This window comes from Trinickia sp. (genome assembly GCF_051961175.1).
Taxonomy (GTDB): domain Bacteria; phylum Pseudomonadota; class Gammaproteobacteria; order Burkholderiales; family Burkholderiaceae; genus Trinickia.
The window spans coordinates 1-11,050 of record NZ_JBQCDN010000282.1; the positions used below are offsets into that span (position 1 = coordinate 1).

Sequence of the window (11,050 nt, forward strand, 5' to 3'; positions counted from 1 at the left end):
GCAAGACGCCAACTTCGCGCAAGAAACGGCCAACCTGTCGAAGGCGCAAGTGCTGCAACAAGCCGGTATCTCGGTGCTCGCGCAAGCGAACTCGCTGCCGCAACAAGTGCTCAAGCTCCTCCAGTAATAGCGTGAGCCGCGCACGGCGAGAGGCGGTTCAATCTCGCCGCGCAGCCGGGCCCCTTCGACGCTTCCGCCTCGGACGGGCCTGGCAACACGAAATAACCGATGTAACCGAAGTAACCGCAGCGGGAGGCATGCCTCCCGCTACGCATTGGTAGTCGGCCGGTCCATTCGATGAGCGGCCTCGTTCTTGATTTATCATTCCGCGGCATCACACGGAGCCTGGCATGAGTACCAGTTCAGTTCTTCAACAAGCGGCACAGTCGATTCTGAGCGGCGTCACGAACTCGCAGCTCGACGTCAACACACTCGTCTCGGCGCTCGTGACCGGCGCCACTGCCGCGCAATCGCAGACGATCGCCGTTGCGGTCAACAGCGACCAAACGCAGCTATCCGCGCTCGGCACGATGCAATCGTCGATGTCGAATCTGCTGAGCTCGTTGAGCGGCCTGTCCGATGGCACCGCCTTCTCGCAACTGTCGGCCACCATGAGCGGCACGGGCATTACCGCCACGACGTCGACGGGTGCCGCTGCGGGCTCCTATGCGGTGAGTGTCCAACAGATCGCCACCGCGAACCAAATTTCGTCCAAAGCCTACGCGGCAAATGCCACGCTCGGCACGGGCAACCTGACGATCGGTGTCGGCAGCACCAATATGACGATCGCACTGACGTCGTCGAACAACACGCTTTCGGGCATCGCCTCGGCGATCAACAGCGCATCGAACAACCCCGGCGTCACGGCCTCCGTCGTCACGGGCACCGACGGTCAGCATCTCGTTTTGACCTCGACGCAGACCGGCGCGGCCAACACTGTCACCGTCAGCGCCGGTGCGGGCGTCGATGCCGGTATGGCCACCGCCAGCTTCACGCAAGTGACAGCGGCACAGGACGCCAAGCTGACGGTTAGCGGCACCGCGGTCGATAGCGCGAGCAACAACGTCACAACCGCGATGTCCGGCGTCACGCTGAGCCTCACGTCGGCCTCGGTCGGCACGACGCAGACCCTCTCCGTCGCGAACGATTCTTCGTCGATCGTCACCGCGATACAGAAGTTCACGACGGCCTACAACGCGTGGATTTCGACGGTGCAGTCGCTGTCTTCGTACAACTCGACGAGCAACACCGCGGGCCCGCTGCTCGGCGATGCCATGCTGAACTCGGCCGTCAACGGCATCGCCTCCATCATGGCGAGCGGCATCACGGTCGGCGGCTCGACCTACAGCCTCGCACAACTTGGCGTCAACCTGAAGGACGACGGCACCGTCACGCTCGATACGGCAGCGCTACAGTCGACCCTCGCCGCCACGCCCTCGATGGTGTCGAATACGTTCAACGGCACGAACGGCATCGGCGAGCAATTGAGCTCGTTCATCAGCTCCTACACCACCTCGGTGACGGGCCAGATCGCTCAGCGCGATTCGACGCTGCAAGCGGACTTGACGGCGCAGCAGCAGGCGCAAACAAGCCTATCGGCTTATCAAGCTACGCTGACGTCGCAATATCAGGCCGAGTTCACTCAGCTCAATGCGATCATGTCGCAGACGCAAAGCAACACGACGTATCTGAACCAGTTGTTCGGCGGCGGCGGCCTGTCCGGCACGATCAACAAGACGGCCTGATCAAGCGTGACAACAGGAGTTTGCCGATATGTCGAATGAATCACTGACGCGCGCCTACGAGTTGACACGCACGCTCGTCGCTGCTCTGGATGCGGGCGACTTCGCGTTCGCCGCCGATTTGGCGGAAGAACGCTCGCCGCTCCTGATGTCGCTCGAGCGCGAACAGACGGACGAAGATCTCGCGCTCATCCGCGAAATCATGGCGTTGAACGAGTCGATCGCGGGCAAGGCTTCGGCTGCGCGCGACGCCATCGTGGCGAGCCACAGCGAAGCGCGGCAGCGCGTCTCGGCGGCGCGTCAGTATCTCTCGACCGGGCAGATTCGCTAGGCGCGCTTTCCGGGTTTTCCCGCACCGGGGTGCCCTACGTCCGAGATAACGAAGAACAACCGCATGAAGTGAATGCGGTGTGTCACCCTCGAAGCCGCAGCGATGCGGCTTTATTTTTTGCGCGCTCGTCACCTGTCGCGCAGGTCGCGTCGCCCCTATCGCTCGTTTTTGCTTGTCACGCAGCGTGACAAATTGAGCCGGAATGGGCGCGCTTTTCAAGCAATGCCACGTATCGGTGGTCTGCCACACTGTCTGCTCGCCGCTTTGTATCTATACCGGATGCGGGCAAGCTTTCGTCCAATCGATCGAGATTCATTCATGCACCCGTCGCGCATTCCAGTCGGCCCTCGCCGCGTCGAGATTCGTCAGATCTTCTATTCGGAGGAGACGCGCCGGCAACTGGATCCCAGCTTTATCCCGCTCGACAATTGCGGCCAGCGGCCCGACTGGCGCGAGTATTGGCCGATCCGCACTTACCTGCAAAACCATACGCTCGATGAGAACACCCTTTATGGTTTCTTCTCGCCGAAGTTCGGCCAGAAAACGAAGCTGAATTCGGCCGCCGTCCATGACTTCATTGCCTTCGTGCCGCGCGACGTTGACGTGATCGGGTTCTCGCCGTTCTTTGATCAGAGTGCGGTGTTTCTAAACGCGTTCGAGCAGGCCGCGACCAATCACGCGGGTATTTGGCCCGTATTCGAGCAAGCGGTGGCGTTGGTCGCGCCCGGTGTCAATCCGCACGGCGCGGTGATGGATTCGCGGCAGATCATCTTTTGCAATTACTTCGTCGCGACGGCCGCATTTTGGCGACGCTGGTTGGCCGTCAACGAAGTGTTGTTCGCGGTGGCTGAGGGCGGTACCAGCTCGCTCGCGCGTTTGCTCAACGGCACCGTGCCCTACGGGAACGACTTCGTGCCGGCCAAAGTATTCATGCAAGAGCGCGTCGTCTCACTCGTGCTGCTCAGCGAACGGCACTGGCGCGTACGGCATTTCGATCCGCTGCGGCTACCGATGTCGCCCTCGATTGCGAGCCCCTATACGGCCGATCTGCTCCTGCTCGACGCCTTGAAGACGGCGGCCATCGAGCACGGTAGCCAGAATTATTTGAAGATGTTCGAGCAGGTGCGCAACACGTTGGCCGAAACCGCGCGCCGGGCGAACGGGAAATAGTCAGAGGTCAGGATGTTTGGCGTCGCGGACGTGTGCCTGCCACATCGCTTCGAATTGCGCTTCGAGCGAGCGCGCGAAGCGATCGGGGTTGCATAGCGAAGATGCCAGCACGCGCGTTCGCAAACCCGCGCGCAGCATCGCCAACGCGTGGCGGTCGCTCGCAAACGTGACCGCCTTCGCCACGTAGTCGTCATCATCCGCGGCGATCCAGTCGCCGAGATCGACGCTATGTACCACGCTTTCACAGAGGTGCCCGAGAAAGCGATCGCCATGGCGGCACAGCACGGGCACGCCCATCCAGAGACTTTCGGCTGTCGTCGTGCCGCCCGGATACGGGAATGGGCTCAGGGAAATGTCGACGCGGTTGTACGCCGCCAAATAGTCTTCGCGCGGCGAAGGGCCTTCCATCGTGAGCCGATCCGCTGCAATGCCGTGCGCGGCGAAACGCCCGAGCGTTGCCGCGCGCTGCGCTTCGTCGGCGAGCTGCTGCGCCTTCAGGAACAACCGTGCGCCCGGCACGGCGCTCAAAATGCGCGACCACACGGCCACCACGCGATCGTTGACTTTCACCAGATCGCTGAAACAGCCGAACGTCAGCGCACGAGTCGTATCGTTCAGCATCGCGGCGTCGATCGCGACGGCAGGCTCTGGCGGCGTGAAGCAAAGGTAGCCGTGCGGTAGCCGCCATGGCTTCTCGATGAAATGCCCAGCCTCACCGGACGGCAATACCCATTCGTCGCCGAGCACGTAGTCGATCGAGGACAAACCCGTCGAGGCGAAGTAGCCGATCCAACTCACCTGCACCGGCGCGCTCTTCCACGCGAATACCGGCAAGCGATTCGCGTCCGTGTGCCCCGACATGTCGAACAGGATATGCACGCGGTCATTGCGGATGGCCGTCGCGGCGGCTTCGTCGCTCAATCCTACGAGGCTGCGCCATGCGGCGAAGCGCGGCTTCAATCGCCCCGTCAACGCATCCTCGTACGAGCGTGTCGAATACGCGACGAGTTGCACGCGGGCCGGATCCAGATGCGCAAGCACGCTTTCCAGGAAAAAGCCGACGGGATGAGTGCGAAAATCACCCGACACGAAGCCGATGCGCAGCGGCGCCCCCGGCATGCGATCGACGAGCCAGTTCGAAAACGGCCGCGCATGTTCATGCGCCATGCGGCCGAATGCAAGCGCCTCGGTCAAATAGTCCTGCGGCGCGACGTCCTGAGCGAAACTCAAGGTGAACAGCAGATTGCTCCACGCTTCGCCCCATGCTGGCCTGAGCGCGATCGCGCGGCGGAACGCTGCGACCGCCGCTTCCCGCGCGCCCGTCTCGCGCAGGACAATGCCAAGATTCAGCGCGACCTGCGGCTCGTGCGGCAACAAGCGTTGCGCCTGCTGATAGGAAGCGGCCGCCTCGGCAAGCCTGCGCTGCGTCTTCAATGCATTGCCGAGATTGTTGTGCGCCTCGCCGAACGTCGGATGCAATGCAATGGCCTTGCGGCAATGCGCTTCCGCCGTCTCGGCCTCGCCCAGTTCACGCAGCACGTTGCCGAGATTGCAGTGCGCTTCGGCGAACTCGGGGTTGATCTCGATCGCCTTGCGAAAACTCACCGCCGCGGCGGCCGGCAGACGCATCTGCTGCATGATCATGCCGAGATTGTTGTGCGCGCGGAAGTGATTGGGATCGAGCGCCAGCGCCTGTTCGTGACTTTCCACCGCAGCCTCGAGCTTGCCCCAGCTTCGCAAAGCACAGCCGAGATTATCGAAGTAGGACGCTTGAGGGCTGATTTCGATGGCGCGTCCGATCAGATCGAGCGCATCGGCATAGCGCTGCTCCTGCATGGCTACGACGCCGAGCAGGTGCAGCGCGTCGGCTTGGCCGGGCATGCGTGCGAGCGCCGCTTCGTAGCGCGAGCGCGCCGCGGCCAGGCGGCCGCTTCGATGATGCACGAGCCCTTCTTCGACAAGCGCGGCAGCCTTTCGATCGATCGCCGTCATTGCACGGCCTCCTTCCATTTCGTCTGCCACATTTGCTCGATCGCCGCCATCCAGTGCCCCGCGAAGCGCGGCGCATCGGCAAGCGGCGAGTGCTCGACGCGCTCGCGCAGCCCCGCACGAAGCGCGGACAGCGAGGACGGATCGCGCGCCGCGGCCACTGCGCGAGCGACATACTCGTCCGTATCGGCGGCGATCCATTCGGGCAGGCCCACCGTCTCCAGGACCATCTCGCCAAGATGCGAAAGGAATCGGTCACCGCGACGCGTCAGCACGGGCACGCCCATCCACAGACCCTCGACACTCGTCGTGCCGCCCGGATAGGGAAACGGATCGAGCGCGAGATCCACGCGGTGGTAGGTGGCGAAATACTGCTCGCGTGAGGATGACCCCTCCAGCAGCAAGCGGGACGCGTCGATGCCGTGCGCGGCGAAACGCGCGAACGTTTCGCGCGCAATCGCGGGCTCGCCGAGTTGATGGTTCTTCAATAGCAGCCGCGAATTCGGTGCGCCGCGCAAAATGCGCGACCATACCGCAATCACCCCGTCGTTCAGCTTCTTGTGATTATTCAGGCAGCCGAACGTGAAACAGCCGTTCGCGAGTGCGGGCAGCGGCGCGACGGCAACGGGCTCCGTCGGCAGCGTGAAACACAGGTAGCTGTCCGGCAAGCGCCAGATACGTTCAGTGTATTGCGCCTCTTCGCCCGGTGGCACGACGTGCGAATCGGCGAGCACATAGTCGATTTCGTCCAGCCCCGTCGTCGCGAAGTAGCCGAGCCAGCTCGTCTGCACCGGCGCGGGCCGCCATGCGAACATCGGCAGGCGGTTGCGTCCCGTGTGGCCCGAGAGGTCGATCAGCACGTCGACGCGATCGTCGTGAATACGCTGGGCGAGCGCGGCATCATCCAGCTCGGCAACATGCCGCCACAGCGCGAAGCGCGGCTTGATGCGCGCCGTGAGCTCATCGCTGTGCAAGGCATTCGAGTAGGCAATCGGCTCGATGCGCGAACGATCGATTTGCGCGAGCACCGACTCGAAGAAGTAGCCGACCGGATGCTTGCGCAGATCGGCCGAAACAAAGCCCACCCTCAACGGGCGCTTCCCGAGCGCGGCGCCGGCCGGTATTTGCCACTGCGCATAGGGCGTCGCCCGCGCGCGCATCCTTTCGCCGAAGTAGCGGGCATCGGCCAGATGCGTTTGTGCCGACCAGTTCGACACGTACGACTGGCCGAACAGCACACACGTGTGCGATTCGCCGAAATCGGGGTTCAGCGCCAGTGCGTCCCGATAGCAGACGAGCGCGGCATCGGGTTCGCCGAGGTCGGCCAGGATCGTCCCGAGATTGTTGTGAAACGACGGCATGTCGCCGCGCAACCCGATCGCCCGGCGCGCATGGCCGAGCGCGCGCTCGGGCGCACCCAGCCGCCGTAGTGCGTTAGCGAGGTTGTGATGCGCATCGGCGAAATCGGGCTCGAGTGCGATGGCACGTTCGTAGCACGGCACGGCTTCCGGCACGCGCCCCGCGCCGTTAAGCGCATTGCCGAGCGTGTTATGCGCATGCGCGGATTCTGGCGTGAGCTCGGCGGCACGCCGATACGCGTCGATCGCGCCGTCAATGTCGCCGCGATGCATGAGCAAGCCCGCGAGCTTGTCATGCGCCGCGGCCAGTTGCGGCGCGAGTCTCACGCTTTCGCGCAGGCATTCGAGCGCCGCATCGTCGTGACCCTTTGTCTGCAGCACGATGCCGAGATTCAAATGCGCTTCGGTAAAGGCGGGATTCGCACCGATCGCTTTGCCGTAAGCGGCGATCGCGGCATCGAGTTCACCCAGGTCTTTCAAGGCGTTGCCGAGGTTGTTATAGGCCTCGGCGTAGCCGGGCCGCAATTCGATCGCACGGGCACAGCTGGCCAGCGCGGCAGCGGCGTCGCCGTTTTCGCGCAATGCGTTGCCGAGGTTGCTGTGCGCATCGGCATAGCCGGGCTCGAGTTCGACGGCGCGGCGATACGCGCGGACAGCCTCCTCGTGCCGACGGGCCTCGCGCAACGCATTGCCGAGGTTGTTGAAATAGATCGGGCTCGGGTGGATCGCGATCGATTCCCGCATCAGCGTGATGCCGGCTTCGCTTTGGCCGATCTGGCAGGCGAGCAGCCCCATGAAGTGCAGCGCGTCGGCATGCTTCGGTTGGCGCGCGAGAATACGCGTATAGAGTGCCTTAGCGTCGGCAAGCCGCCCCGCCTGGTGATGCGCCAAGGCCGCATTGAGCTGCTGGGCGGTGTCTTGCATGTTCGATCCGTTCAATGGAAATGATCCGCGCCCGCCATCATGTCGCCATGGGCTGCCGTGCGAGCTGGCGGCGCGCCGCGCTCTCGCGCCACATGCCCTCGAACGCCGCTTCGAGATTACGCGCGAAGCGCGCCGCATCACACAGCGGCGAGGCGAGCAGCGCGTCGCGCAAGCCGGCACGCAACGCCGCAAGCCGCGCAGCGTCGGCCGCGAAGGCGATCGCCTTGGCCACATACTCGTCATGATCGCCGGCGATCCAATCGGCAAGACCGGCCGAGTGCAGCATGCTCGCGCAAATGTTCGACAAGAAGCGATCGCCGCGCAGACATAGCACGGGCACCCCCATCCACAATCCTTCGACGCTGGTCGTGCCGCCCGGGTACGGAAACGGACTCAACGCAATGTCGACACGCCCATACGCTTCGAAGTATTGGGTCCGCGGCGAGCGGCCCTCGACGATCAACCGATCTGCCTCGATACCGTGGCTTGCGAAGCGGGCGAGCGTCGCCTCACGCGCAGACGCATCGTCGAGCTGCCTGGCCTTCAGGAACAGACGCGCATTCGGCACCGCGCGCAAAATGCGCGCCCACACTGCCACCACCCCATCGTTCATCTTCATGAGATGGTTGAAACAGCCGAAGGTCACATGGCCGTTGGCCCCCAGCGGCAACGGCGCAACGGCGACGCGTTCGGCCGGCGGCGTGAAGCACAGGTAGCTGTCGGGCAGACGCCACAAAGCTTCGGTGAACTGAGCCTGCGAGCCTTCCGGCAGCACGTGCCGATCGCCCAGCACGTAATCGATCTCGCGCATGCCCGTGCTCGCGAAATAACCGAGCCAACTCGCTTGTACCGGCGCCGGACGCCACGCGAACAGCGGCAGGCGATTGCAGTTCATATGGCCCGACAGATCGACGAGCACGTCGATCCGATCGTCGCGAATGCGGCGTGCCGCCTGCTCGTCGCTCAGCGAGACGAGGTCCGTCCATGCCGCGAAATGCGGCTTGATACGGGCGGTCAGTTCGTCGGCGGTGCGCCGCGTCGGATACGCAACGAGTTCGATGCGCCGCCGGTCGATATGCGAGAGGATGCTTTCGAGGAAATGGCCGGTCGGATGCACCTTCAAATCGCCCGAGACGAAGCCGACCCGCAGCGGCCCAGGACGCGACGCCCCCAACGGCACCTGCCAGTGCGCGTATGGCTTCGCCTGCGCGGTCGCGGCTTGGCCGAACCGCGTCGCTTCGGCGAGATAGTCCGCGGGACTTTGGCCTTCGCGGTAGCTGAGGATAAACAGCATGTTGCTGCGCGCTTCGAGCAAATCCGGGCGCAGCACGATCGCTTGCCGATAGGTGTCGATGGCGGCATCGAGCTCGCCGAGATCGACGAGTGCGTTGGCCAGGTTGTTGTACGCCTCGGCGTAATCGGGCTTCAGTGCAATGACCGTCTTGAAGCACTCGACGGCCTCCACGAAGTGCCCTTGGTCGCGCAGCATGTTGCCGAGATTGTTGTGTGCGGGCACGTAGTCGCGCTTCAGCGCGATGGCCTGGCGAAAGCTCTCGATTGCCGCCGCACGCATGCCTCGCGCCGCCAGCGCATTGCCGAGATTGCCGTAGAAGATCTCGCTCTCGTGCTGGCTCAGCGCCCGCATGATCCAGTCGGTCGCCTGCACATAGTCGCCGTCGTGCAAAGCGACGAGGCCGAGCAAATGCAGCGCGTCGGCGTGATTGGGGTCGACGGCGAGAATCTGGCGGTAGGCCAGCGCGGCTTCGGCGAAGCGGCCCGCCTGCTGAAGCGCGAGTGCCGATTCGATCGCGGAAACCGGTCCAGGCATGGCCGGTCGCCGCAAAGCCGGATCGGGCGTCTCCGGCGGCGGGGGAGCCTGCACGCGCTGCGCGATCACCGGCGGCGTGATGAACTGAACGATGCCCGGTGCAGGCTGGAGAGGCGCCGGCACCGCGGCTTGCATCATCGCGCCGTTCTGTCCCGCCCGCGGCTCGCCGGCCGGGTCGATGAATAGCCCCCCGGCGCCCGGCACACACTCATTGTCCATACTTGCGCAAGTAGCGATCGTAGGCGACGCGCCAGGGCGGTGTATTGAACGCGCCGACGCTCTCGTGCACGACGCTGATTGGCCAAGTGCCCATGCGCAAGCCCTTGAGTTCCGCCTGCCGGCAAAAATCCATGTCGTAGAAATGAAACTCGAACTGCTCGTCGAAACGCAGGCCCGCTTCGATCAAACGCGCGCTGTCGGCGATCAGCATGAGCCCGTCGAGCAGCTTGCATTCGGCTCCGGAGGGGCCGAAGTACGTGACTTCGTCACACGGAAAACCCTTGCCGTGCCCCACCGAGCCGCTCAGGTATTCGGGGCTGTCCCATTTGAAGTCCGGCGTCGTGAACGCCCATGCGGGTTGCAGCGGCGAGCGGCGGCGGTTGCCGGCAAGACCGACGATATCGAACTGCGCGAGCGCTTCGCGAATACGTTCGGCCCAGAAGAAGTCCTGGATCGATACGTCGTCGTGCACGAATACGAGAATCGCGGGGCTCGATGCCGCCTGCTCGATCGCCGCGTTGTAAAGCGTCGAGAGGCCCGTCGCGTTGTTGTCGAAGAGCAGTACCTCGGGCGGGCGCACGTGACGCTGCACGGCCAGCGACCGGCCCAGCGCCGTATCGCGCATGAAGTTCGCCTGCGAGCAGCGCGTCGCGCACACCAGGCGAATGGGCCGGTCGGCCGATTGCGCCGGGCCCGAACGTGCAGCGGAGACAGCAACAGAGGCAGAGGCGGAGGCGGAAACCGAATCGGGGGAGGCTTGCTGAGCCGCTAACGCAGCCTTGCGCGCTGCCGCTTCGGCGCCTTCCGCCGGCGCCCCTTCCTGCTGCGCCACGCGCTGCGAGACAATGCTTCGCGCATGGGCGAGATCGGCCTGAAAGCGTTCGCTGTCGAATAGATCTCGCGGCGCACGCGTGGCGAACTCGCTGTGATTGCCCCACAGCCGTGCGATTTCGGGCAGACGGTCGGCGCAGGACGCGTAATACTGCGACAAGCGCTGCGCCGCTGCCGCGAGTGGCACTCCGCTCAACGCGCCGCTGGCGGCTTCGCCACGCACCAGCAATTCCCATTCGTAGAGACCGGCGCTGTAGGTCGGGGTTGTTTCCGGCGCAATCTGCCTATGCTGCGGAAGAAGGCGCAACATGCTCCAGTATCCGCCGACCGCCACCAACGGGCCGCGCGCCGCGAGGTTCAGGAACGTCGCCACATCCGTCAGGAAGTCGAACTTGATCGATCGGTAGGTGAAGAGATCCGTCTCGCTCGCCCGCTGGCGATCGATCATGACGTTGCTCATCTCGCCGATAAAGTTTTGCAGCTGCGCCACCATATCCTTGACGAGCAGATCGCGGCTGATAAGCGCGCGCTCGCCTTCCTTCAGCAGCGCCGGCGGCGTATGCACGACGGCGTCGTGCTCGTGGTCGAGCACGCGGCCGTGAAACGCGAGCTCCGATTCCGGATGCAGGCGCAGGGCCTCCACCAGGACATTCTCCGA

The 11,050-nt window shown here is 64.1% G+C and carries 8 protein-coding genes; 4 read left to right on the forward strand and 4 right to left on the reverse strand.

The window, feature by feature from the left end; all coding sequences use genetic code 11:
- The 4 genes from ACTHL0_RS16925 to ACTHL0_RS16940 all read left to right on the forward strand — a co-directional run.
- A partial coding sequence (locus tag ACTHL0_RS16925; protein WP_440567976.1) for a flagellin occupies nt 1-127 on the forward strand: 127 nt, incomplete at its 5' end.
- Nucleotides 128-350: 223 nt separating this feature from the next.
- Complete coding sequence (fliD, locus tag ACTHL0_RS16930; RefSeq protein ID WP_440567970.1) at nt 351-1,745, forward strand: flagellar filament capping protein FliD; 1,395 nt, start codon at nt 351-353, stop codon at nt 1,743-1,745.
- Between the two features lie 28 nt (nt 1,746-1,773).
- Nucleotides 1,774-2,073 carry a flagellar protein FliT gene (locus ACTHL0_RS16935; RefSeq protein ID WP_440567971.1) on the forward strand — a complete coding sequence of 100 codons (300 nt, stop codon included), beginning with the start codon at nt 1,774-1,776 and terminating at the stop codon, nt 2,071-2,073.
- Nucleotides 2,074-2,391: 318 nt separating this feature from the next.
- Complete coding sequence (locus tag ACTHL0_RS16940) at nt 2,392-3,243, forward strand: hypothetical protein (RefSeq protein ID WP_440567972.1); 852 nt, start codon at nt 2,392-2,394, stop codon at nt 3,241-3,243.
- Here the strand turns inward: ACTHL0_RS16940 and ACTHL0_RS16945 are convergent, their stop codons facing one another.
- From ACTHL0_RS16945 to ACTHL0_RS16960, 4 genes are all read right to left on the reverse strand, one after another.
- Nucleotides 3,244-5,235, reverse strand: a complete 1,992-nt coding sequence (locus ACTHL0_RS16945) for an O-linked N-acetylglucosamine transferase, SPINDLY family protein (protein ID WP_440567973.1) — start codon at nt 5,233-5,235, stop codon at nt 3,244-3,246.
- Nucleotides 5,232-7,514 carry a tetratricopeptide repeat protein gene (locus tag ACTHL0_RS16950; RefSeq protein WP_440567974.1) on the reverse strand — a complete coding sequence of 761 codons (2,283 nt, stop codon included), beginning with the start codon at nt 7,512-7,514 and terminating at the stop codon, nt 5,232-5,234. Before ACTHL0_RS16950 ends, ACTHL0_RS16945 begins: the two co-directional genes overlap by 4 nt.
- 37 nt (nt 7,515-7,551) lie before the next feature.
- Nucleotides 7,552-9,342 (reverse strand): O-linked N-acetylglucosamine transferase, SPINDLY family protein, encoded by a 1,791-nt coding sequence (locus tag ACTHL0_RS16955; RefSeq protein WP_440567977.1) that lies wholly within the window; start codon nt 9,340-9,342, stop codon nt 7,552-7,554.
- A gap of 208 nt (nt 9,343-9,550) precedes the next feature.
- Nucleotides 9,551-11,050: hypothetical protein (locus tag ACTHL0_RS16960; protein ID WP_440567975.1), on the reverse strand; the 1,500-nt coding region annotated here is incomplete at its 5' end.

Bases quoted from the DNA above. Each gene is read 5' to 3' on its own strand.
- fliD (WP_440567970.1), top strand. From the start codon at position 351: ATGAGTACCAGTTCAGTTCTTCAACAAGCGGCACAGTCGATTCTGAGC.
- ACTHL0_RS16940 (WP_440567972.1), top strand. From the start codon at position 2,392: ATGCACCCGTCGCGCATTCCAGTCGGCCCTCGCCGCGTCGAGATTCGT.
- ACTHL0_RS16935 (WP_440567971.1), top strand. From the start codon at position 1,774: ATGTCGAATGAATCACTGACGCGCGCCTACGAGTTGACACGCACGCTC.
- ACTHL0_RS16950 (WP_440567974.1), bottom strand. From the start codon at position 7,514: ATGCAAGACACCGCCCAGCAGCTCAATGCGGCCTTGGCGCATCACCAG.
- ACTHL0_RS16955 (WP_440567977.1), bottom strand. From the start codon at position 9,342: ATGCCTGGACCGGTTTCCGCGATCGAATCGGCACTCGCGCTTCAGCAG.
- ACTHL0_RS16945 (WP_440567973.1), bottom strand. From the start codon at position 5,235: ATGACGGCGATCGATCGAAAGGCTGCCGCGCTTGTCGAAGAAGGGCTC.